General features: G+C 66.5%; 23 protein-coding genes. 15 read left to right on the top strand and 8 right to left on the bottom strand.

What is annotated here, in order from left to right; translation table 11 throughout:
- Positions 1-576: TetR/AcrR family transcriptional regulator (locus tag NCC78_RS10325; protein ID WP_250793802.1), on the top strand; the 576-nt coding region annotated here is incomplete at its 5' end.
- A gap of 21 nt (positions 577-597) precedes the next feature.
- Here NCC78_RS10325 and NCC78_RS10330 read toward each other — a convergent pair.
- Positions 598-1,572, bottom strand: a complete 975-nt coding sequence (locus NCC78_RS10330; protein ID WP_250793803.1) for an ArsR/SmtB family transcription factor — start codon at positions 1,570-1,572, stop codon at positions 598-600.
- A gap of 76 nt (positions 1,573-1,648) precedes the next feature.
- On the opposite strand from NCC78_RS10330, the gene NCC78_RS10335 reads away from it, so the two are divergent.
- Positions 1,649-2,596, top strand: a complete 948-nt coding sequence (locus tag NCC78_RS10335) for an SMP-30/gluconolactonase/LRE family protein (RefSeq protein WP_250793804.1) — start codon at positions 1,649-1,651, stop codon at positions 2,594-2,596.
- A 103-nt stretch (positions 2,597-2,699) separates the two neighbouring features.
- Here NCC78_RS10335 and NCC78_RS10340 read toward each other — a convergent pair whose 3' ends face one another.
- Genes NCC78_RS10340 through NCC78_RS10350 form a run of 3 tightly spaced genes read right to left on the bottom strand, consistent with a single transcriptional unit; the run spans position 2,700 to position 4,458 of the window.
- Positions 2,700-3,113, bottom strand: coding sequence for a VOC family protein (locus NCC78_RS10340; protein ID WP_372495107.1), 414 nt, complete (start codon positions 3,111-3,113; stop codon positions 2,700-2,702).
- 44 nt (positions 3,114-3,157) lie between these two features.
- Positions 3,158-3,559 carry a helix-turn-helix domain-containing protein gene (locus NCC78_RS10345; protein WP_250793808.1) on the bottom strand — a complete coding sequence of 134 codons (402 nt, stop codon included), beginning with the start codon at positions 3,557-3,559 and terminating at the stop codon, positions 3,158-3,160.
- Positions 3,556-4,458 carry a sigma-70 family RNA polymerase sigma factor gene (locus NCC78_RS10350; RefSeq protein WP_250793809.1) on the bottom strand — a complete coding sequence of 301 codons (903 nt, stop codon included), beginning with the start codon at positions 4,456-4,458 and terminating at the stop codon, positions 3,556-3,558. Before NCC78_RS10350 ends, NCC78_RS10345 begins: the two co-directional genes overlap by 4 nt.
- 139 nt (positions 4,459-4,597) lie before the next feature.
- Here NCC78_RS10350 and NCC78_RS10355 point away from each other — a divergent pair, with 139 nt between their 5' ends.
- The 5 genes from NCC78_RS10355 to NCC78_RS10375 all read left to right on the top strand — a co-directional run bounded on the left by NCC78_RS10355 (position 4,598) and on the right by NCC78_RS10375 (position 9,775).
- Complete coding sequence (locus NCC78_RS10355) at positions 4,598-5,062, top strand: carboxymuconolactone decarboxylase family protein (RefSeq protein ID WP_250793810.1); 465 nt, start codon at positions 4,598-4,600, stop codon at positions 5,060-5,062.
- A 639-nt stretch (positions 5,063-5,701) separates the two neighbouring features.
- The gene (locus NCC78_RS10360) at positions 5,702-6,109 is read left to right on the top strand and encodes a hypothetical protein (RefSeq protein WP_250793811.1); all 408 of its coding nucleotides are present in this window, start codon (positions 5,702-5,704) and stop codon (positions 6,107-6,109) included.
- Positions 6,110-7,745: 1,636 nt separating this feature from the next.
- Complete coding sequence (locus NCC78_RS32500; RefSeq protein WP_372495106.1) at positions 7,746-8,312, top strand: helix-turn-helix domain-containing protein; 567 nt, start codon at positions 7,746-7,748, stop codon at positions 8,310-8,312.
- A 52-nt stretch (positions 8,313-8,364) separates the two neighbouring features.
- Complete coding sequence (locus NCC78_RS10370) at positions 8,365-8,736, top strand: protein-export chaperone SecB (RefSeq protein ID WP_250793812.1); 372 nt, start codon at positions 8,365-8,367, stop codon at positions 8,734-8,736.
- A 613-nt stretch (positions 8,737-9,349) separates the two neighbouring features.
- Positions 9,350-9,775, top strand: coding sequence for a hypothetical protein (locus NCC78_RS10375; RefSeq protein WP_250793813.1), 426 nt, complete (start codon positions 9,350-9,352; stop codon positions 9,773-9,775).
- Between the two features lie 226 nt (positions 9,776-10,001).
- Here the strand turns inward: NCC78_RS10375 and NCC78_RS10380 are convergent, their stop codons facing one another.
- On the bottom strand, positions 10,002-10,538 hold the full coding sequence (locus NCC78_RS10380; protein WP_250793814.1) for a hypothetical protein: 537 nt from the start codon (positions 10,536-10,538) through the stop codon (positions 10,002-10,004).
- 273 nt (positions 10,539-10,811) lie between these two features.
- Here NCC78_RS10380 and NCC78_RS10385 point away from each other — a divergent pair, with 273 nt between their 5' ends.
- Both NCC78_RS10385 and NCC78_RS10390 read left to right on the top strand, forming a co-directional pair.
- Positions 10,812-12,062: a WD40 repeat domain-containing protein gene (locus NCC78_RS10385; RefSeq protein ID WP_250793815.1), complete on the top strand. Its 1,251-nt coding sequence runs from the start codon at positions 10,812-10,814 to the stop codon at positions 12,060-12,062.
- A gap of 582 nt (positions 12,063-12,644) precedes the next feature.
- The gene (locus tag NCC78_RS10390; RefSeq protein WP_250793816.1) at positions 12,645-14,330 is read left to right on the top strand and encodes an ATP-dependent nuclease; all 1,686 of its coding nucleotides are present in this window, start codon (positions 12,645-12,647) and stop codon (positions 14,328-14,330) included.
- A 340-nt stretch (positions 14,331-14,670) separates the two neighbouring features.
- Here NCC78_RS10390 and NCC78_RS10395 read toward each other — a convergent pair whose 3' ends face one another.
- Positions 14,671-15,291, bottom strand: coding sequence for an HAD-IA family hydrolase (locus NCC78_RS10395; RefSeq protein ID WP_250793818.1), 621 nt, complete (start codon positions 15,289-15,291; stop codon positions 14,671-14,673).
- 807 nt (positions 15,292-16,098) lie between these two features.
- Between NCC78_RS10395 and NCC78_RS10400 the strand changes: the two genes are divergently transcribed.
- Positions 16,099-16,893, top strand: a complete 795-nt coding sequence (locus tag NCC78_RS10400) for a hypothetical protein (RefSeq protein WP_250793820.1) — start codon at positions 16,099-16,101, stop codon at positions 16,891-16,893.
- A gap of 53 nt (positions 16,894-16,946) precedes the next feature.
- Here NCC78_RS10400 and NCC78_RS10405 read toward each other — a convergent pair whose 3' ends face one another.
- Positions 16,947-17,198 (bottom strand): hypothetical protein, encoded by a 252-nt coding sequence (locus tag NCC78_RS10405; protein WP_250793822.1) that lies wholly within the window; start codon positions 17,196-17,198, stop codon positions 16,947-16,949.
- 353 nt (positions 17,199-17,551) lie between these two features.
- Positions 17,552-18,796 (bottom strand): NsdA family TPR-like regulatory protein, encoded by a 1,245-nt coding sequence (locus tag NCC78_RS10410; protein ID WP_250793824.1) that lies wholly within the window; start codon positions 18,794-18,796, stop codon positions 17,552-17,554.
- A gap of 220 nt (positions 18,797-19,016) precedes the next feature.
- On the opposite strand from NCC78_RS10410, the gene NCC78_RS10415 reads away from it, so the two are divergent.
- The 5 genes from NCC78_RS10415 to NCC78_RS10435 form a co-directional block, all read left to right on the top strand.
- A complete protein-coding gene (locus NCC78_RS10415) occupies positions 19,017-19,337 on the top strand; it encodes a hypothetical protein (protein ID WP_250793826.1) in 321 nt (106 codons plus the stop codon).
- Between the two features lie 241 nt (positions 19,338-19,578).
- A complete protein-coding gene (locus NCC78_RS10420) occupies positions 19,579-20,496 on the top strand; it encodes a hypothetical protein (protein WP_250793828.1) in 918 nt (305 codons plus the stop codon).
- Positions 20,497-20,580: 84 nt separating this feature from the next.
- Positions 20,581-21,432 (top strand): FtsK/SpoIIIE domain-containing protein, encoded by an 852-nt coding sequence (locus NCC78_RS10425; RefSeq protein ID WP_250793830.1) that lies wholly within the window; start codon positions 20,581-20,583, stop codon positions 21,430-21,432.
- The gene (locus NCC78_RS10430; RefSeq protein ID WP_250793832.1) at positions 21,429-21,878 is read left to right on the top strand and encodes a hypothetical protein; all 450 of its coding nucleotides are present in this window, start codon (positions 21,429-21,431) and stop codon (positions 21,876-21,878) included. Before NCC78_RS10425 ends, NCC78_RS10430 begins: the two co-directional genes overlap by 4 nt.
- A 96-nt stretch (positions 21,879-21,974) precedes the next feature.
- On the top strand, positions 21,975-22,398 hold a 424-nt coding region (locus NCC78_RS10435), incomplete at its 3' end, for a DUF6197 family protein (protein WP_250793834.1).

Below are 22,398 nucleotides of genomic sequence, written 5' to 3' on the forward strand. Positions count from 1 at the left end.
AGCGCCGCGAGCGGGCCGGCGGCCCGCGGCCCGCGCGGCGCCGAGGCGATCCACGCCGCCGTGCTGGACCTGCTGGAGACCGACGGGTACGCCGGACTGACCATCGAGGGGGTCGCCCGGCGTTCCGGGGTCAACAAGACCACGCTCTACCGGTGGTGGCCGTCCAAGCCGTCGCTGGTCGCGGCGACCTTCCGGCACGCCATCGCCCGGGACCTGCCGGTGCCCGACACCGGCTCGCTGCGGGGCGACCTGACCGCGCTGGTCCGGTCGAAGGCGGCCTTCTTCGCCGACGGGCCGGGACGGCTCGCCGCCGACGTGCTGGCCCACACCGGCGCCGACACCGAACTGGCCCGGCTCGCCGACGAGCTGCTCGGCCAGCACTGCGCGCACGTCGCCGAGGTGACCGGGCGGGCCCGGCACCGGGGCGAGCTGACCGGGCCGGTGGACGACGCGCTCCTGGCCGACCTGCTGCTCGGGCCGGTCTGGTTGCGCGCCGTGGTCACCGGCCGTCCACTGTCGCCGGCCGACGCCGACGCCCTGGTCGACACCCTGCTGGGCGGCCTGCCGGTCGGCTGAGGGCAGCGACCCGCCCGCCGGTCACAGCCGGCGGGCCGCCCGGAGCAGGTGCTCCCCCAGCGGGGTCAGCGAGTGCAGCACGGCGGACCCGGTCCGGTGCGTCGTGATCAGCCCCGCCGAGCGCAGGACCGCGGTGTGCTGGCTGGCCGAGGCGGCGGAGACGCCGACGTCCCGGGCGACCTGGGTGGTGCCCCGCCCGTCGGCCACCGCGCCCAGCACCGCCGCCCGGGTACGCCCCAGCAGGTCGGCCAGGGGCGCGCCGGTGGTCAGCTCACGCCGCGTCCGTTCGATCGGGTAGGCCAGGATCATGGGGCCGTCCGGGTCGTCGAGGACGCACGGCTGTGGCAGGAAGTACGACGGTACCAGCGTGACGCCCCGGCCGGTGGGCGCCACGTCGAGGTCGGTGCCGTACGCGCACTCGTAGGACAGCCGGTACGACCCGCCCGACGACGACCAGTGCAGGTACGGGCTGAGCGTGCGCAGCACCCGGTCGATCCCGGCGTCGACCAGGGTGTGCCCCCGGGCGGCCCGGTCGGCGTGCACAGCAGCGTCGATCTCGGCCCGGTACGGGGCGACCGCGACGGCGTGGAACGCCACCATGGCGGCCCGCAGCCGCTGCCGTACGGCGGGAGCGTCCGCTGCGAGTTCACCCACCCGGGGCGGCAGGTCCCCGGCGTCGACCCGGGGCCGGAGCTCGGCGTGCAGGGTCGCGGACGGGGTGGCGAGCACCCGGTCGAGGACGGCGGCGAAATCGCCTCCGGCGCCGATGGGGGTGAGGAAGTCCGGCAGCCACCACGCCAGCCGGCAGAGGTCCAGGTAGGGGCGCATGACCGGGCGCAGGGCGGCCCGGGTCCGGGCCCGCCACGCTTCGAGGTGTTGCGGAGCGGAGGGCAGGAACAACCGCTGCCCCGCCGCCGCCAGCTCCAGCCCCACCGACGGCACGGAGCGCACCACCGTGCGGCTGAGGTCCGTCGCGTTCAGGTGCAGGGTCAGCATGTCGCCGACCGTAGCCACCTTTCAGCCCCGCCCGAAAGGCGTGGAGGCCCGCCAGGCGGTCGACGACCCTCACCTCATGAGAAGAATGATCGCCGCGACCAGCGCGGCCGTCCTTGCCTCGACACTCACCGTGGCGCTTCCCGCCTCCGCCTCCGCCGGCGAGGCCCGCCCGAGCACCTACGTCGTCTCCCGCGAACCCGGCGTGCTGCCGGAGGGCATCGCGGTGACCGACGGCGGCACGATGTACGTGACCAGCGTCGGCACCGGGGCCGTCTACCGGGGACACACCCGCTCGGCCGAACTGGCGCCCTTCCTCCCGGCCGGTTCCGACGGTCGGACCGCCGCGGCCGGGATCCACGTGGACGGGCGGGGCCGGCTCTTCGTCGCCGGGTGGGACACCGGTGCGCTCTTCGTGCACGACGCGGACGGGTCGCTGGTCGCCAGGCGGGTGGCGCCCCTCGCCGGGGCCGCCCTCAACGATCTGGCGATCACCGACGACGCCGTCTACGTCACCGACTCGGCCACCGGCACCCTCTGGCGCGCCGCCATTGACGGACCGGAGATCGGCGAGCTGACCCCCTGGCTCACGCCGGCCGACTTCCCCGGCGCCCCGGGGTTCCTGAACGGCATCGTCGCCACCGACGGGGGCCGGCTCGCGCTCGTCGCCGACCAGGGCACCGAGCTGCTCTACCGGGTGGACCTGCTCCGGCGTACGGCGAGCGTGGTCGAGGTGACCGGCGGGCGGATGGGCGCCGACGGCCTGCTGCTCCAGGGGAACCGGCTCTACGGGGTGGTCAACTTCCCGGACGGCGCGGGCGGCACCTCGTTCGCGGTCAACCTCGCGGTGCTCAGCCCCGACCTGACGGCGGCGCACGTGGTGTGCCGGTCGGCCCCGGTCCCGCAGGACCAGTTCCCCACCACCATCGCCCGCGACGGTGACCGGCTGCTCTGGGTGAACAGCCAGCTTGGTGCCGCCACGCCGACCCCACCCTTCACCGTCACCCAGGTGCCGGACCTCCGCTGATCCGTGGTTCGAGCAGGCGGGCGCCCATCCCGTCTTCCGACAGAACCGGGAGGCGCGAACGGCTCGCGCCTCCCGGTCGTGATCGCCGGTCACCCCGTTCCGCTCAGCCCCGCGGGTGCATCTGGCCGATGCGGATCCGGTTGCCGAACGGGTCCCGGATGCCGAAGTCGATCCCGTACGGGCGGTCGGTCGGCTCGTCGGTGATGTCCACGCCCTTGGCGACCAGGTCCGCGTACGTCTTGTGCGCGTCGTCGGTGGTCAGGTAGAGCGAGCCGCCCATCGCGCCCTTGGTGAGCAGCTCCCGCACCTGCTCGGCGGTCTTCGGGTCCAGCGCGGGCGGGCCCGGCTTCTCCAGCAGGATCTCGCGGTCCGGGTCACCGGGGACGTTGACCGTCAGCCAGCGCATGAAGCCGAGATCGGCGTCGGTGTTGACCTCCAGGCCGAGCTTGCCGACGTAGAAGTCGAGGGCCTCGTCCTGGTCGAGGACGTAGATCGAGGAGCGGGTCAGCGCGGTCATCATCGTCATGCCCGAAACGCTAGTGGGCGGCGCTGACCTGCTGCTTATCCAAAACTGCTGGGCCTGGTCCAGGCCTTGGTGAAGCAGCTCGGCACGAAGCCGGCCGGGGGCTTGCGCCGGCGGTAGACGGTGGGCGACTCGCCGACGATCTGCCGGAACGTGCGGCTGAAGGTGCCCAGGCTGGCGAACCCGACCGCGTAGCAGATGTCGGTGACGTCCTTCTCGCTGTGCAGCAGCAGGTACATCGCCCGTTCCACCCGCCGCCGTTGCAGGTAGCGGTGCGGGGTCTCGCCGAAGGTGGCCCGGAAGGTGCGGATGAAGTGGGCCTCGGAGACGTGCGCGATGCGGGCCAGCGCCGGAATGTCCAGCGGCTCGGCGTACGCGCGGTCCATGGCGTCCCGGGCGCGCAGCATGGCCCGGTTCGACTCCTCGGCCGCCCGGCTCACCGCGGTTCCCCGACGACCAGGTCGAGGGTGGCGAGCCGCTCCGGGTCGGCCACCACCTCGATGCCGATGATCCGGTCGGTGACGGTGATGCTGAGCACGATCCGGGTGCGCCCGCCGATCACCACGACCGCGCCCGCCGTCCCGTCGACGTAGGCGGGCAGCGCGCCCTGGGCCCGGCCGTTGAAGAAGCCGGCGATGGCGGCGGCGCCGCGTGCCTCGGCGGTCGACCCACCCATGCGTACGGCGGTCGGGTCGGCGCGCATCACCACGTGCGGGTCGAGCAGGCTGACCAGGTCGTCGAAGCGGCCCTCCCGGGAGGCGGCGAGGAAAGCCTCCACGACCTGCCGCTGCCGAGCCGGGTCGGTCTCCGGGCTGGTCCCGCCGCGCTGCACCCGCTGACGGGCCCGAACGGCGATCTGCCGTACGGCGGCGGGGCTGCGGTCGACCACGGCGGCGATCTCCTCGAAGGAGACCGCGAACATGTCGTGCAGCACGAAGACGAAGCGTTCGGTGGGGCCGAGGGTGTCCAGCACGACCAGGAGCGCCCGGCCGACGGAGTCGGTCAGCAGGGCCTCCCGCTCCGGGTCGACGGGCTCGACGCCGACCGGGCCGGGCTCCGGGCCGGGCTCCGGGCCGGGCTCCGGGCCGGTGCTGTCCCACGGCTGCTCGGGGCGGGCGACGCGGGCCCGCAGCCGGTCCAGGCAGACCCGGCCGACGGTGGTGGTCAGCCACCCGGGCAGGTTGTCGATGTCGTCGGCGTCCGCCCGGCTCAGCCGCAGCCAGGTGTCCTGGACGGCGTCCTCGGCCTCGATCCGGGAGCCCAGCATCCGGTGGGCCACCGCCCGCAGCCGGGGCCGGCTCTCCTCGAAACGCCGGGCGAGCAGGTCGGCGTCGCTCATGGTCTCCCCACCCCGACCAGGCTCATGTGACCGCCACCACATCTGTCACGTCGTCGGGCCGGCCAGACATCCCGGTGAACCAACCGGGACGCCGCCACGCGACGAACGCCGGCCAGCCTAACAGGACAGGACGGACCAAATGATCATCGAGCCTCGCATGCAGAACCCCGCCACGGTGCTGCCGGACGCCACGAAGGCCATCAACCTGCTCTACAAGGCCGCCCACTCGGCCGGGGTACCGGGCAGCACGCTGGAACTGGTGCACCTGCGGGCCAGCCAGATCAACGGGTGCAGCGCCTGCGTCGACTCCGGCGCGCGGGCCGCCCGCAAGGCTGGCGAGAGCGACGAGCGGCTGTTCGCGATCGCCGCGTGGCGGGAGACGCCGTACTTCACGAAGGCGGAGCGGGCCGCGCTCGCGCTCGCCGAGTCCGTCACCCGGCTCGCCGACCGGCCCGACGCCGTGCCGGACGCGGTCTGGGACGAGGCGGCCCGACACTTCGACGAGAAGGCGCTCGCCGGCATCGTGCTCTGGGTGGCCACCGCCAACTTCTTCAACCGGCTCAACGCCACCACCCACCAGCCGGCCCCGCAGAACTGGGGCTGACCGGCATCGGTGGGCGTGGGTGGCGGCACGCGACCGTCGCCCGGACCGGTGACACCGGCCCCGGCCGGAATCGGACCGGCGGCTACCGGGACGCCGTCGGCCTCCTGGATCCTGCGATCGGTCGAGTGGGAGCCCCGGCCGGTTACTGTCACCCTTGCTGTCGCCAGCTTCTCCGCCGCGCCCGGCGCGCCGCTAACATCCGGACATGTGCCGGTACGCCGAGACCACTTACAAGGTCCACTACGTGTGCGTGTCATGCCGTCGTAGTCACAAGTACGCCTGGGACGGCGCGAAGCACCCATGCACGTCGTGTCGGCAGCCAATGGTCGTTGCCGGGCACGACTTCGCGGCCCCCCGTCGGCGGAATGACTCCGGGTGGACCGCGGTTGCGGCAGTTCTCGGGGCGGGCCTGCGCTACGAGGGTTTCCAGGTCTGCGGGTGCTCGCGGGAGCCCAAGCTCCGGCCACGAACGCGCGCCCAGGTCCGGATGCGGCGGCGGGTTGCCAGCCGCCTCGGGTTGTCGGAGGCTGAGGCAATGGCTGCTCGGGATCCCTACGACCTTCATTGACACGGTGAGGCATCGCGAAGGCACGGTTTCACGATGTCTTGTGCCCCGTGTACTGCTGAAACCATCGACGGGTGGACGAACCTGTGACGAGCACGGCCGCTGGCCCTGTCGCGCATGAGGGCGCCTCTCAGCAGGAAGGCGCGTCGTTCCGCGCTGCTCTGCGGCGATCGGCCATTGGCCTGGCCTTCGGGGCTCTTTACGTCCTGGCCACCTCATGGTTCTACTCGGACGGGCTACTGGCGTTGTTGGCTGCGCTGATGTTCCTGCACAAGCAGGATGATCGCCGGTCGCGGTGGGCGCTTGTCGCAGCGCTACTGATTGCGGCGCCTGCGGCCCTCATTGCTGAGGTGATGTTGAAGGGGTGGTTGCCGCAGCCCTGGGACGGCATCCTGTACTCCGTACTCGGTGCCCTGCCCGGGAGCGTTGCCTACGCCGCCGTCACTCAGATCCCACCGAAAGCACAGAAACCGAGCGCCTGACGGGAAGAGGAGCATCGCCGCGCGGCAGTGCCCGGTGGGAAATGCCTCGGGTGGAATTGGAGCCCCCGGCCGGGATCGAACCGGCGACATCTCGCTTACAAGCTGTGTGCAGCCCATCCGTCCCCGTCTGGGAGCGTCCGTCAGCTCGGAGCAGCGTCCGTCCCTGGGCTCGTTCGTGCGTCGGCGTCCGGGGCGGTTGCTGTCAGCGTTGCTGTCGACAGCGCCGCCGCAGGCACGTCCAGCTAAGCCCGACCCCCGTCGGGGGGAGCCTGGTCAGTGTTGTCGGCCAGCGTCGGCGGGTGTCGTTCCCTGTGGTCCTGCCCTCGGCGCCTCGCCGGCTGTGACCATTGAGGTCGGTCACGTATCACCGCGTTCGCTGACTCTCTGCTGACTCGTGGGCTGTGCTCGCCCCTCGTGACTGCCGGCCTGACAACATAGCGCAGTTGGGTCAATCCATAGAGTTATCGACGCGATTCCAGGCGAGCTATCGTCACCGGCCGTAGTTGCACCTTGATCAACGCGTTACGACACGCTGATTTTGTTCTAGGATACTGAACAATTAGGACAAAGACTCCATCTATGCCTCACTCCCTGTGAGTGCCGTCTCAGATCGACGCCCGGGCGTGTTGCTCATGCCGGGGCACCCCCCCAGGGCTGGTACGATCGGTTCCGACCGATCACCGATTGCCGAGGAGGATGAGCCCGCCGGGACGGCGAGGTCCAGGAGAACACGCAAGCCCTCTATGCCGCGAGAGCGAGATCGGTTGGCGGGGCTACCAAACGAGAACGGCGCCCGGGTGCAACCGGACGCCGCTCAGAGAACTCTTTACAGGAGAGTTGTGTTGACTGTACAGCCTAACCCACCTGATCGTCACGTCACTTTGATCAGGTATCTCACCGCGATCGCCATGCTGACCAGCGCGATCGCCGCCCTGCTTACGGCCTGCTCCTAACAGGGTAGACGGGTGGCCGCCCCGAGACTGTCACATTCATGACAAGTCTCGGGGCGGCCATCGCATTGACAGAGGTCACGGCATGGAACCGCCGGGCCTGAGCTGCCCATGTCAACTCCGGTAAGCCCTCAAACGAGGCGGGAGCCTTTCCAATATCGGACCGGCCGACTAGGGTCCTTGGTCTGCGCACGGATTGTCACCCGAGAGGTGCGCCACGTGACGGAGTGGCTTTATTACCATACAGCCGACAAGCCAGACATCTTCGCTCAGGAACTGCGAAATATTGATAAATTGATGCGAGGTCGCCTGATCGACCTTATCGATCGGCACAAGGCTGGCCAGCTCCTGGCCGCCGAGGACCGATCACTAGGCCCCCGTCTGCGGTTCTTGATCACGCCACCGCCGGAGCGGAAGCATGGGGTTATCTACGCGCGCCTGGGGGAAGAACGCTACCTAGCGCTGTGCGTCTTCCGGGCCATCCACAGAGAGCCCGCGATCACCAGCAGGGTCATCGCCGAGGGACGCCTCCGCAGGTGGTCCGAGGGGCGGGAGTGTACTCCACCTTTAGGGGGATGTTAACAATGTCGCATCACCCTAGCGTTGGCGGCTCGTTGATGAGACGATCGGTTTAGACCGATGCCCTGCCGGGGGCAAACCCAGCGGAAGCGGAGGGAACCACGATCATGGACGCCAGACGTCGAAGGATCGTGCCAGCCAGCAATGTCGCTGACGACCACGATCGGCTCCGTGAGTCTGAGCTTGACGACTACGAAGTAGAGGCTGCTCGGCACGACGCAAATGCTAAGGCTCTTCTTGTGCGTGCTCTAATTAAGCTTCGCACAGATCTTCGCATTAGTCAGAGGAAAGTGGCGCAGCGGATGGGAACCACCCAGTCTGCCGTGTCGGACCTAGAAAAGGGCCTCACCGATCCTCGACTTTCAACCCTTCAAAGGTATGCTCGCGCGTTGCGCTGCCGTCTCGACTTTGAAGTGCGAGAAGGTGGCGACGGCGAGAATGCCGCCTGGCTAGCTTTCGTCCATTTCCAGTCCTGGCGGAATCGCTCCATACCCTACGGACATCTTGCCGAACAGGTGCCAGCCTTAGGGCTAACGGAGGTGGACGATTGGTGGTTGGCTAGCTCTGAAGTTGAGAGCTGGAAGCCGCCTTCGCGGGTGCGAAATCCGCAGGTACAGGATGTTCATCCGCTCAACGTCATGGAAGAGTATCTTGGCGCGGTTGGTTGTGACTAACTCTAGGGATCGTACGAAGCGGTCCGATCGTGTCACGGCACAACTTTCTCTCGTGGACCTTCGGACCAGGCATGTCAAGGCCGACCTACTGATTCCATCTCCAGAGCCGGAGCTGGAAATATGGCCCTCAGTTAACCCCGAAGTTGGACGTTATGGAGAGTATGTCTTCTTTGACATCTCCTACAACATTCGAGTCGTCGACGCCAAGAAGCGGGATGCAATAGAGCTCCACGCGACTTTTTCCCTCGTTTTTCAAATCCTCGATGAGAAGGTTAGCGACGAGGACCTCTCGGCCTTTGGTGCTATCGGCGCTATCTCGGTAGCTCATCCTTATGCCCGGGAGCTCTTCCAGAACCTGACGGGCCGTATGGGTGTACCCCCTCTGGTGCTCGACGTTCTGCCGCCAGAGCCTGCCGAAGAATAGCTTCGACGGATGAGCCTTAAGCATGGAGCAAGTAGCAGCGCTAGCAAGAGCAGCCCGACCTGACACTGTTTGGCGAACAAAGCCAGGCCTTGGTGGGGATGCGGCGCCGTGTACCCAGGGCAGGTCTTGGCCTGCGAGCAAGAGCGGCTAGAGGGGTCGCAGAGGCTCCGGGGTAATGGGCGGCCCGTAGAGGACCGCGGCGTTGGCGACGCGAAGCACCGTTGACGCTAGAGGGGCGGCCCCGCACGCTCCGCGCCTCATCCCCACCGCGGCCGGCGGCGACTCCGCTCCAGCGCGGCGCCGCCGTTGGCCGTGGTTGCCCTTCTGTCGCCGTCACGTCGGGCACGCAACGGGCACGGGCAGGCCGGGAGCTCGTAGCCCTGGCCCTGAGGCACGTCCTGAACGTATGGATTGCCGGCGAGTCGGTTGCTGAGCGCCCGGTATGGAGGTCGCGGAGCCTGGGTCTGTCGCTCTGGGGCTCCAGCGGTCCGGTGCGTTGCTGTACTTCCGTGCTGTACGGGTGGCGGCGGTCCGAAGCGGCTGTGGGTAGCCTGTCGTGCGGCTGACCACCCTCGCATACCTCGCCCTTGTACGTGGCACCTACCATCGCCCCGTGCCCGTGAACTACGCCGAACTTCTTGCTCAGGTGGTGCCTGTCGTGGCGATAGCGCTGGGGCTTGAAATCCGATCGATGGCGGATCGCATCCGTGCTACTGGTGATGCCTCAGTCTGGCGTCGAGGGCTGCTGCTCAACCTCTCAGTCGCCCTGTTGGTGTTGACGTTTGTTGAGATGAAGGCACTCGCCGTTGTTGCAGGTGACGATTTCCTCAACACATGGACGTACGTCTTGATCGCTGCCATCGTCACCGCCTTCTTAGCGCCCGTCTTCGATGCGTTACCCGCGTCCTCCCTACCGGGATGGAATGAAGTGCGGAACCTGTCGAAGACCAAGGGGCGGCGGTGGCTGCTGGCGCTGGTGGTCCTTGCCCTGTTCCTGTTGCTTGATGTGCTTTTTATCGTGGGGACCCTTTTCACCTAAGGCCCTGGCTGGCATCCAACATCCCGATGCTCCTATGGATGTCAAGCTCCGCCAAAGTCCTACTTGGCTGAGCTTGACCTCTTCGTCGTGAAGGAACCGTCAGTGATGGATGAGCTGCCTGCGTCCTGGGGTTGAGCTGCCCGAACGGTCCATCAGCGTCCACTGACGTCCGGCCTTGCTCGCGCCCGTCGTCACTCAATTAGTTGGTCACCCAGCTCGGTGTAGCTCAGGAATCCTCGTCAACGGCTGTCCTCAGCGCCGACTGCAACTCCTTGATGGCCTTGTCCAGCTCCACTACGGCGGGGTTGTCCGGATCAAGCCACCTGTGGTGTTCGTTCTCGTTGACGTCCCCTTCGAGCCACTCCCAGCGGACGCGTTCCATGGCCCGAACTAACGCGACCCAACCCTCGCCCACTTGAGGCGCGGCGTACAACCTCACCCGCGCTGTCAGGCGATCCGGATGCTGAAGGTCTGGCACGTCGACTGGGCTGTCGCTGTACTCATCAGTCGCGGACTCCAGGGTGGACTGCTCGCTCTGCGTGTACTCGGCCAGGTCCACGTAAAGGGCAGCCCGACGTTCGCGCTGCCGCGCAAGGCGCTCGCGGTCGTGCCGGACCTGGTCCAGCTCGCGCTCGCGCTCCCAGCGGCGATCCTCGCGCTTCCTGGTGGCCCGTTGAGTAATCCCAGTGCCAGCCAGGGCCCCCAAGATGCCGAGAGCGCCGGAGGCGAGAGGTACCCAGAGAGCTACTTCGGTCGCGGCCACCCGGCAATACTTGCTTAGCTCACGGCCGTTGTCATGCTCGGGTGACCAGCTCTCAGCTTGGGAATCGTCTTGATCCGCACCTTCGGTAGCTGTGTGGCCTGGCGGTGCAGCACGTATCGTCATATCACGGCAGTCTGCTGCACCCCCTGTTGGCCGGTGTTGACCGCCGCTACGGGCACGGGACGGGCACGCCGGGCGGCTCGCCTGTTTGGCGTTGTTGACGTCGCGTCTCAACGGGTAGATCAGTTTGTAGCCGACCCGTAGAGTGCCGGCGTGGCAACGACCTCTGGCCGGACCGTAGGCATCCTCAGGACCATCGCAGCGGTCGTCGGGCTCCACGGATGGCTGGCCGGCTTGATCGTCGTGGTCGCCACACTGGGCGTAGCAGGGGTGGTTACGCAGGTTACTCCGCCGCCACACCCAGCCCTGGCCGACGAAGCCGTTGATGAGCTTCCCGCCTATGTCCTCGAAGCCCCGAAATGGACAGCCGATATCCAGGACGCTCCGCTGGAACGAGCCTTGGTGGCCTTCGACATCAACACGCATGACGGAACGTACACGGATGACGAGGACAAGGGGGAGCTCGTATTTCACCCGACGTTCGCGCCACTGACCCTGGTCGGACCCCGGGACACCTACCGGACGTTCGATCCGTCCGAATCCGGCGGGCCGTGGACTGGCACCGTGGAGCTGTCTCCCGACGGCAGATACCTGATGACCGGCCACAATCAGCGAACTCAACTTCTCGATGTGACGACAGGTCAGACCCGCATGCTGGCTGCGGGCGCACCGCTCGCATGGTCACCCGACGGCCGACAGGCCGTGCTGGCGCATTTCGACGGCGACCAGGACGCCTATCCGGTGAGCGGCCAGATCCGCGTCGTGGACATGCCATCCGGCGACATCCGGTGGACCGTTCCGCTCGATCCGGGGCCGCTCCCTCGTACCGTGGATGCCGTTCTTTCTCCGGACGGTTCGACGATGCTGGTGCAACGGCACGGCGACCTCTACGCCTACCGACGTGATCACGGCGTCGTCTGGAAGCGCTCGACGAACATCGACGGTCTGGTCGGCCAGGTCTCCTGGAAGCCGGACGGCAGAAGCGTCGCGCTAGCTGACCACGGCCTGTGCATGCTGGCTACGGACAGCGGCGAGCAGGGCAAGTGCGTCCAGTGGAAGCCCCAGCTGTTGGGAATGCGCGCCGGGGTGCAGTTCTACGGCGGACCGGAGGTGCTCGGCTGGGACGGCGACGACCTGATCATCAACGCGGGCAGGGACGTGGTGCATCTGTCCGAGACGCCGGAGATCCTGCTGCGTACTCCCCGAGACACCCGGCAGGTGCGTATCGCCACCAGCGGGGTGCGATGGACCGCTCGTCAGCCCGGACCGCCGGACCTCGGGCCGGCGATTCACCGGTACCGGCCGATCATCAGAATCGGCGGCTTGACAGCCATCGGCATCATCGCCGTCATCGTGGCGATACGGTTGCGGCGACACATCCGCAGACGGCCGCCAGCCGGTTGAGGCACCGTCTTCGCGGTCTACTCGCCGCATTTCCACAACCTCTTAGCCTGGGGGAACGGGCGGAGCCAGACGTTGAAGCGGAACTCAGGGCGGCCCGTCCCGTGACCTGCGGCGACCTGGTCGGCACGCTGGTCGCGCCGCGTCTTGGGCTTACGTCATTGGTGGCTGCTTACCGACGTTTCACGATGTCTTGTGCCCCGTTTGTGCCCCGGGAGACTCCTTGACCCCCAGGCAACGATTCCGCTTCGTTGAGCTGGCGTTTCTGAGCCTCTGACCTGCGCGAACGGTGCGCTGACGTCCGTGGTTGTACGGCAGTGTTCGCACCCGTAGTCACTCAGTTAGACACTCACCTTGACACCGCCAGCCTGGCTGCCATCGCGAGCCGTCCTCGATCCCGCCTGTCCGCCTGCAATAGTTCCGGCACGACAAGCATCCCACCGCGACCCGGGGTTCCGGTGTAGGTGTCACCGACGTGTCAAGTTCAGACCCCGTCGGGCGACAGGAGTGACCAGGGTGACTTCACCGAGCGTCTCGCGGAACTCTGGGGTCGCGGTGAGATGGCCTCTCCGGCAGGATTGCCTTGTGAGCATTGGCTTCTCGATCTCTTCACTGACGTTCAGCGACGGAACCCGCGTCGCCACCCCCACCCATGGCATCACGGTCATAGTCGGGCCGAACAACAGCGGAAAGACGGCGTCTCTTCGCGACCTGATCAATTGTCTAGTTTCAGACCATGGCAAGGGTGAAGCAGTGGTCGTCCGGGACGTCACCTTCGACCTATCGGGCACATCGGACGAACTGCATGGTTGGCTTCAGACGCATGCACACAAAGAACGCGGCATGTATGAGGAAGTTTACCGCCGAATGGGCTCTCAAGGCCGATGGCAATTACTGAAGGCCAACTGGGAGAACGGATCGACGGGCTATCTTGGACCCGAGCTGACGAACTTCCTAACTCTATACGCTGACGTCGATTCGCGGGCCGGGATAGTGAGCACTCAGGTCAGTTCCGGCTTCATGGATGAGGTTCCGAGTTCTCCCATCGCCTTCCTCTATCAAGACGGCGACCTCGAGGAGAGGTTCTCAAGGATCTGCGAATCGGCTTTCGGAATGCCGATCACCCTCCAACGACTTAGCTCTTCATCGTCGTTGAGGGTGGGCACTCCTGATGCCGAAGTCCCTCCCGTTAACCGCCCCACCAAGGCATACGCCGATGCGGAGAACGCGCTCCCCACACTAGCGAGTCAGGGTCATGGCATAAGAAGTTTCATGGGCTTGGCACTGACAATGCTAGTGCAGAGCTACTTCGTTATAACCGTCGACGAGCCGGAGGCTTTCCTTCACCCTCCTCAACGCCGCGCGCTCGGGCGGCTGCTCAGCGAGCTGGCAACCAGTAACGGCTCTCAGCTGTTCATTGCAACACACGACACGGACTTTCTCTGGGGACTACTCGACGGCCCGGCGGATGTAACTGTCGTTCGGCTCACTCGGGACGGCGGTATCAACCATGCCAAGCAAATCAGTGCCGAGCAGGCGAAGGTGCTATGGACCGACCCTCTCCTTAGATACTCCAGAATCTTTGACGGCCTCTTCTACGGTCGGGTTATTGTGGCGGAAAGCGACGCAGACTGTCGATTCTTTGCCGCAGTCGTAGACCATTTAGTCGACGACCAGGGCGCCCCGCAACCTGATGTGCTCTTCGTACCTGCCGGCGGCAAGGATCGCATACACGTTGCCGTCTCCGCCTTGCGGAGCGTAGGTGTCGATGTTGCGGCTGCTGTCGACTTCGACATGCTACGCGACGAGCGCGGATTCCGACGTCTAGTTGAGGCGTCCGGAGGCGACTGGGCCGGTTTTGCGCAGCTTAGGACCCGCTTCGCGGGATCTATCAGCGCGAAGAGAGTGGCTAAACCAATTTCCGGGCTTCGCAAGAAGCTGGACGAGATCTTGCCCGGTGATGAAGCGGATTTGGATAGAGAAACCAGCAAGGCGGTTACGGCACTCTTTTCATTCAAGGACGGATGGGAAGAGGCGAAAGACACCGGACTCGAGTCAGTGCCACACGGAGACGCGTATCGCTCTTGCGAGCAACTACTGACGAAGCTTACGGAGATCGGTGTATTCGTTTCACCCCACGGGGAGTTGGAGTCATTCGTTAAGAGCGTGGGAGGACACGGACCAAAGTGGGTAAATGCCGTTCTATCCGAACGACTTCACAAGGGATCTGCGACGGCGCACAATTTCGTTAGGCAGCTGATTGGGCGATAAAGACCTGCTTACAGCATCGCTTCGGCCCGAGGCGAGCAGAAACAATAAACGCCCTGGTGGGGGATCATGTCCCTCACCAGGGCATTCCATACCGGTGGGGCGGAGGGGACTCGAACCCCTAACCCGGGGCGTGGCGATAAAGCGGGCCAAGACGGACGCATTGTCCTTCTGACCTGGCTTGCAACCCTCGGCAGCTCTCGATGTTTCGCACGCGTTCTCGCTGTCAGCTGTGCCGGATCTGTGCCAAACGATCTTCAAGCGCGGTGGACTCATTCTCAACGTGTTGGAAGGCCAGGGAAGCGGGCTACTGCTGGGGTCCGTCAAGCCACACCCTGCGCGCTCAGGCAGGCAAGGACTTGATCGCTCGGGCCAGCTCGTTGAGATTTTCGATTACGACGTCTGCGGTCGTCAGCGATTCAGGGGTGTGGGTACCGGCAAGAGCTACGACAGCGGCCCCTGCGGCTTTGCCTGCGGCGACTCCGGCAGGGGAATCCTCGACGACAACACAGGACATTGCGTCAACGCCCAGTTGACTCGCCGCTAGCAGGTATCCCTCCGGGTGTGGCTTCCCTTGGCTCACGTCATCGGCGGCCACGAAGACGGTCGGGATCTTTAGTCCAGCACCACGCATCCGTGCGGTCATGAGCGCTCGGGATCCGGAGGTGACGACGGCCCATCGGTCCTCGGTGATGCTGTTCAGGACAGAAGCGGCCCCGCGGATGGGCTCCACAAGGTCGGCGTGGAGAAGCTCAAGGTCAGCTATCTCCCTCACGACCGACGCTACAAGATCGGGCGAAAAGAATTCTGGAACGACATCTTCGTCACGCCGGCCGTGGCAGACCTTCAAGATGGGCTCGGCATCGACCCCGTAGCGGGATGCAACTTCCCGCCAGATGGTGGTGACCGCCTGAGTCGAGTCCACCAACGTCCCGTCAATATCGAACAGGACAGGCCGATCCATACTGATTCACCCTGCTCTCGGCTTCTGCGGTACCTCCCGAGTCACGACCCTACCGGCTGTTTTGCCAGGAGTGGCCGACCTCTGCCGCCGTTGCACTGCCTTGCTTGATGGCGACCGCGAGCGGCGCGATGAGGTCGTGGTGGGGATGCGGCGCGCGCATCACGGGCAGGCCCCCGCCTGCCGGCAACGCCGGCCCGAGGGGTCGCAGAGGCTCCGAGGTCAAGGGCGGCCCGCAGGGCCGTCGCGCAGCGATGCGAAGCACCCTTGAGGTCGGAGGGGCGGCCCCGCATCCTCGCGCCGCATCCCCACCACGGCCGGCGGTGACTTGCCCCCCACGGCGCGGCGGTGCGACCGCCGCCGCGCCCCGGCCGGCTGCCGGCCCACGGACATCAACCAACACTCGCCGCTACCGTCTGCGGCGGCCCCGGGCTTCCGGCTGTCCGCGCCAGCACGCCGGGCGTGCTGCGTGGCCGGAGTCGGAGCGCCAGCGGAGCGACGGACGCGCGCCCAGGCGGCGGCGCGTGCGGCCCGTCTCGGGCCGCCTTGAAGACGTACAGAAACTTTGAACCGGTAGCCGGCCGACCGGCAGCCGGCCGACCGACAAGCCGGCCGACCGGCGACCCGGGAACTCTTCCACGTGGTGCCCTAAGTTGATCTCAACGACCACAACCCACGACATGCGGTTGCCAGGTAGATGGCATTGAGGAGGGTCATCGGTGCTCTGGCTGAAACAGAGGTCCGAGGGGAGGGTGACAGCAGCCGAAAAGCCGATACGGCTGGGGATGGGTCTTAGGGCTACCCTCAGGAATGGCCGCCGTCCCGGACTTTCCCGACTTTGACCAAACTGTTGTTGCCGTCGCATCGACACTTGGCCTCAGTTCGATCATTCTGGCCGTGATCGCTCTCCTGTTCTTCCTCCAGTCATGGGCTGGCCCCCTCAAACTTGCCGCGAAAGGCGCGGGAATTGCAGCTGACACTGTGCGCGGCGCATACGTCGCTACATCGAAGGTCCGTGGCGGGCAGCGCGCAATCGCGATCAGTGCGTCGACGCTAGTAGTCCTGTCCCAACTGCTGGCTCTTCGGTTGTGCCTGGTAGGCGGAAATCTGATGTTTCTCGCCAATACCAACGGAGGGCCGTGGTGGGAGCCGTTCACGACAGGGGTGCGAAATGACCCTTGGTCGCTCTTAGCACTAGAAACTCCCTGGTACCTCCGATGGGATGGGTTTGTGCCCTGGTATATGGCGATATCAGCGGGCCTGATTGTGCTGTCGTACGTCTATTCCGCCAGATCGCCGTACGGCGGCGGATTGCCGTGGATGTCTCTGCTCATGGGTGGGCCGGGTGCTCTTATCGGAGCTTTTGGCGCTGTTGTCGTCGCCCTCCTTCTGCTGATTCTAGTGATTTTGGGCGCGTTCGGCCTTATGGTTAGCGGCACTGAGGGATTTGTTAGCCTCTTCGAGACGCTCAGCCCACACTTCTTGATATTTGGCGGCTGCCTGGTGGTGGGAGGCACCTACTGGGCCGCATGCCATTATTCCCTCCGCGGGTCACGGTTGGTCATTCAACTGTGGACGATCCCGCGACTTCCGGTGTCAGGGTAAAGGCGGACATCCCGCGACGTACAAAATGAATGATGACGCCGCCAAAGGAGGCCTCACCTCGGGGACTGCGTCGCCGCATCGCCGGCCTGCTCCCGCCACTGGCCGCCGTCGGCCTGCACGAGACGCCGCACCATCTGTCGTGCCTCGCCTTCGTTGTCGAACTCCCACCGCAGCACCTTGCCGGTCTCGGAGTCGCCTGCCTTGGCGACGACGTGCCAGCGGACCTCGCGGGCAAGCCACCCGTCACGCCGGGTCAGCCGTCCCCACGTGCCGTTCCACCAGCGTCCGGCCAGCTCGTTCACCACCGGATGATCGTACAAGCGTTCTAACTATGCCCGCAGTTGAGCGGCTTGGACTCACCCCGGCTCTTTACGTGAACTGCCATAAGGCGGTTTCTGCCAGAATGGTGCGGTGGGAACCGGCCCAGATCCGACCGCGGAGTGGTGGACAACCTCCGACGTAGCCTCCTACCTGGGGGTAAAGGTGGCGACCGTGAGCAACTACCGGAAGCGGGGCCAGATGCCGGAGCCTGACGCGACCGTCGGACGTACCCACATGTGGCGCCCAAATCGGGTGATCTCGTGGCATGAGAGCCGGCCTCGTCCTGGTGTCGGTGGTCGGCCAAGCCGAGCAGACACAGACGCCAGCGCGGACGGTGTCAGCTCGCAGTGAGCGCTCGCACCTCGTCCAGGTAGGAGACGGCCTCCGGCTCGTGGGGGTACCTCTCTCGCAAGAGGGTCGCCAGCTCCTTGGAGCACATCAGCAGCGACGGAAGCGACTTCCGATCGCCCTCTAGTGCGCGGCGTCCGTACGAAACTGCACGCTCTACGTCGCCGGATCGCGCCGCCACAACGCCCAGGGTGATCCGGGCTTCCGCGTTACGCATCGGCTTACGTTCCGTGCCGTCCGGGTCGGTCGAAGAACGGATGACCTCCCGCGCGTACATCTCTGCGAGGCGGTCCTCCCCTGCGATGCGGTAGCAGTCCATGGCGTAGAAGTCGAACTTCGCCGGGTCCACCACGAAGTGGTGATCGGTGTCCTCCGGGTACGGAAGGGATTCAAGCAATGCCCTCCCCCGGTCCAGGGCCGTTTCCACCTGTCGCCTATCGCGCAACCTTGCCCATGCCTTGGCTCGCTGGGCTGCAAGCTGCACAGCGGCTCCGTTGTTGGTGGCGACCGCTTCCCCAGCCTCGGCAGCAGCGATGACGCCTCGATAGTCGCCCTGAGTCAGCGCGTACCAAGCCCGCATCTCATAGGCCCATCCGGCGATAGCGGCGTCGCCCGCCTCCTCACCGAGCGTCAATGCAGCCTTACGCGTTCCCTCGGCGATACGACGAAGTCCCATGTCGTACTCCACGCACCCGACGAGAAGCGCGACCCATCCCGCGAGGGTCAGCACCTCCTGGTGTTGGGCGAGGGTCAGCCGTCGATCCATCAAAGCAGTGATACGACGCAGCCAGGCACGGCCTTCTACTCGCAGCTGGTCCGAAGCCATGTAGGGGTACTCGCAACACAGCCGGTCGGCGGTGATGCGCAGCGCCTCCAGGGTGGCGGTAGAGACATCAGAAGTGCGCAGCCGGGCGAGGATTTCTACGGTCTCCATCCCTGTGCCTGCAAGTAGCTCCGCGTCGGCTTCATGAGTTGTCGCCGGCGGAAAGAAGGCTGCGGTGACGTTGCCGAAGGTCTTCGCTATCAGGGCCTTGTAGAAGCCGTCGGGCTCAGAGCCTCCCGCCTCCCATCGCTTCCAGTTACGCAAGAGGGTGCTGTCCGCCGGCAGGGGCTCGGCAGCATGCGCTCTCATCGCTCGCACAGCTTCGCCCTGCGACCAACCCCGAGCCGTCCGCTCGGCCCTCAACCTGATTGCCCAAACCGGTCGTTCGAGATCCGCTGCCTCGTCACCCATGCCGCCAGTATCGCCCGCGCTGGGGGGACATGGCGAGGGGACTTAGACCTGTCACCCCAGTGACACCTGTCGTTGTAATGCAGTCAAGGTCATCGTTGTGGGTGCCAGCGAATCGCCGAACAAAGTTCCGGCATGAGCCTGGCGCAGTACCAACTCAGTTGGTACTTTGAGTTCAGGCAGTCATCCAACAAGGGATGCGCCTAGACACAGGAGGTCTGTTGTGAAGCTGTACGTGGACACCCAGAGCAAGCAGGTCCAGGTGACGAAGGACCCGGAGCCGAAGAACGACCAGAACGGCAATCAGCGGTCGGAGAAGAACACTGGCCGGCTCATGTGGTCGACCCAGGTCTTCGTTCTCGACGAGACCGGCGGCGAGATCATCACGGTCACCACGGCGGGTGAGAAGCCGGGCGTGACGGTGGGACAGCTCGTCGCTGTCGAGCAGTTGGAGGCCATTCCGTGGGCGACCAACGGGCGTAACGGCGTCGCGTTCCGCGCCATCTCGCTAAAGCCGAAGGCTGGTAACTCGGCGGCTAAGTAGGTCCTCGATCACCGTGCTGTGTCTGCCACTGGTGTCCGTGGCAACCGAAGCGGCTGAGGTCCGCTGACAAGTCCAACTGAACAGGCAGTCCGGGGACGGCTCTGGCGTCCAACGTTCCCGGCCTGGTGACCACGACCGGTGGTCACGCCCCGTAAGAGCTGGCGCGGGGTCGGTACTGGCGTCCAAACCTGCCGACCCCGTGCCCTCCACTCATCCACCCTCGTGCAAGGGAGGACTCGTCGTGTCCAAGTCTAGCCCCCGCCGTCCCTTCGGGCGGAACACCGGAACGGTGACGGTCATCGAGGCCAAGGTCCACCGTTCCTCGGCCCGCAACGCCCGGTTGGCGTTCGTCCTGACGGCGGTCATCGTCGGCCTTCTGTCGGCCGTGGTGGCCGCTTCCTACATGCACCCGATCCTGGCCCTGTTCGTTGGCGCGCTGATCGGCGCACTGTCCGGCGGCATCACCTGGGTGCTGGTCCGCATCTGGCCGGTCCTGCGGCTGCTGTGGTGGTGGACCCCGGAAATCGGGATCACCACGGTTCTCGGCATCGGCTGGGTGCAGCTCGCCAACCACACGCCGTTCCCTGTGACGCTCGTGGTGGTCGCCCTGGTCATCGGCGTCCCCGCCGCCGTCCCTGTCGCCCGCCGCGCCCTGGTCGCCTGGACCTGGTGCCTGGTGGTGCGGCACCGGCTGCGCGTGTGTTTCGCGCGGTTCATCATCGCCAACCAGTCCGGCTCGCTGCCACTGATCCTGTGGGCCCGACCGACCCCGGTCGGTGAGCGGGTCTGGGTCTACCTCCGGCCCGGCCTGTCCCTGGCCGATCTGGAAGGCCGTCTCGACCGCATCGCGGTCGCCTGCCACGCCGCCACCGCTCTGGTCGAACGGGCCTCGGACGGCAACGCCGCGTATCTGCGGTTCGACATCAAGCGCCGGGAAGTCCTCACCGCGACGGTGGGTTCCCCGCTGGTCGACGTCATCGACCCCGCCACGCCGGCCACCGACCGGCCGACGCCGGTCGTGCCGACTGCTCTGGACCTGCCCGACGTCGACGCCCCCGTCATCACCCTGCCGGTGCAGAAGAAGCCGGCCACGACCGCCAACGGCAGCAAGCCCGCGGCTTCGTCGGCCGACGTCGATGACGTCTCCGACTGGATCTGACCCCCACATCACCTCGGACGCGGGGAGCCTCTTCGGCTCGTTCGTGTGGCTCTCCGCGCCCATCAACGCCCAGGGAGGGCAACCATGACCACCGCTACCGCCCCGACGTCTGGGGTTCCGGTGGGGCCTGGCCTGTCGATGTTCGACCCCATCTTCGTCGGCATCGACGAGTTCGGTCAGCCCGTCTACATCACCCTCGCCTACCGCAACCTCCTCGCGGGCGGTGAACCCGGCGGAGGTAAGTCCGGCCTGCTCAACTGCATCGCCGCCCACGCCGCCCTCTCCGTCGACAGCCGCCTGGTCCTGCTGGACGGGAAGCTCGTCGAGCTCGGCCAGTGGGAAGACTGTGCCGACGCATTCATCGGCCCCGACATCACCGAAGCCCTGGCCGTCCTGCGGCGGCTTCAGGTCGTGATGAACAACCGCTATGCCTGGCTGCGGGCTCATGGGCGCCGCAAGCTCACCGCCGCCGACGGGCTCTCGGTCATCACCGTCCTCGTCGACGAAATCGCCTTCTACTCCGCCACCATCGGCAGCAAACAGGAGCAGGAAGAGTTCGTCGCGCTCCTGCGCGACCTGGTCGCACGGGGCCGCGCCGCTGGCATCCCCGTGGTCGCCGCGACCCAGCGGCCGTCGTTCGACATCATCCCGACCTCGCTGCGGGACCTGTTCGGCTACCGGGCCGCGTTCCGCTGCACCACACCCAACTCATCGAACATCGTCCTGGGACACGGGTGGGCCGAGCAGGGCTACTCCGCTACTGACATCCAGCCCACCAACCAGGGCGCGGCCTACCTCATCGCCGAAGGCGGCGTTCCCCGCCGCATCAAGGTCGCCTACCTGACCGACGCGCAGATCGCCGGCATCGCCGACTACGCCGCCTGGATCCGCCGCCCCGCCACAGGAAACCGCACGGAATGGGAGATCGCCGCATGAGCACCCTCGGCTACCGCGACCACAACCTGATCGGCCTACCGGATCAGGTCGCCAACGTCATCGCCAACCACCAGAGCGCCGGAACGCTCATCTCAATGACCGCACCCCGGACCATCTCGGCCACCGACCCGCGTATCCGGGTCGCCGTGCGCCTGGTCGACACCACCACCCCGACCATCCGCCCGGTCCGGGTCACGTCCCTGCGGGCTCACATCACCGGCAGGGTGCAGCCCCGCCGCATCCGACGCCGCGTCGCCATCGCGGCCTCGGTCGCTACCGCCGTCATCGCCCTGGGCGCGATCGTCGCCTACCTCGTCGGGCAGCTCGTCACGTTCCTGGTCGAGCACGCCGCCATCATCGCCGGCCTCCTGGCCATCACCGCGCTCATCCTCGGCGCCCTGCGCGGCACCACCGGAAGCGGCAAACGGCACTGCCCCGGCTGCTGACACCCGAGAAACGGCCGACAGGACCGGACACCGCCTGCCAGCAACAGCCGGTCCTGCCGACCTCCACCAAGCCCTTACCGAAAGGACGTGGCTGCCATGAAGGCTACCCACCAACCACCCACCGCAGCACTGGTCACACCCGCTGACCTGCTCCGGTGCGCTGCCCTCTACCTGCGCCGGCACGGCTGGCACCAGGGCACCTACTACGCCACCACCACCGACACCCTGACCCCGCCGGCCTGCGCCGCCGGGGCCATCGGCATCGCCTGCGCCGGCCACCGGGTCGAGCACTTCTCCCAACTCGACGGCGGCACCCTCGCCGACTACCTCGCCACCATCGGCGTCTTCGTCGACTACCTCGACGCCCACGCCCCGGTCTTCTTCATCGACGAGGACGGCTACCTCCTCGACGAACACACCTCCCCCTACTCGTGGAACGACGACCCGGCCCGCACCGCCGAGCAGGTCGTAGCGGCTCTGGAAGCCGCCGCCGACGAGTGGGACCGCCTCCACACCGAGG

The organism is Micromonospora phytophila, assembly GCF_023656545.1.
GTDB classification, from domain to species: domain Bacteria; phylum Actinomycetota; class Actinomycetes; order Mycobacteriales; family Micromonosporaceae; genus Micromonospora; species Micromonospora phytophila.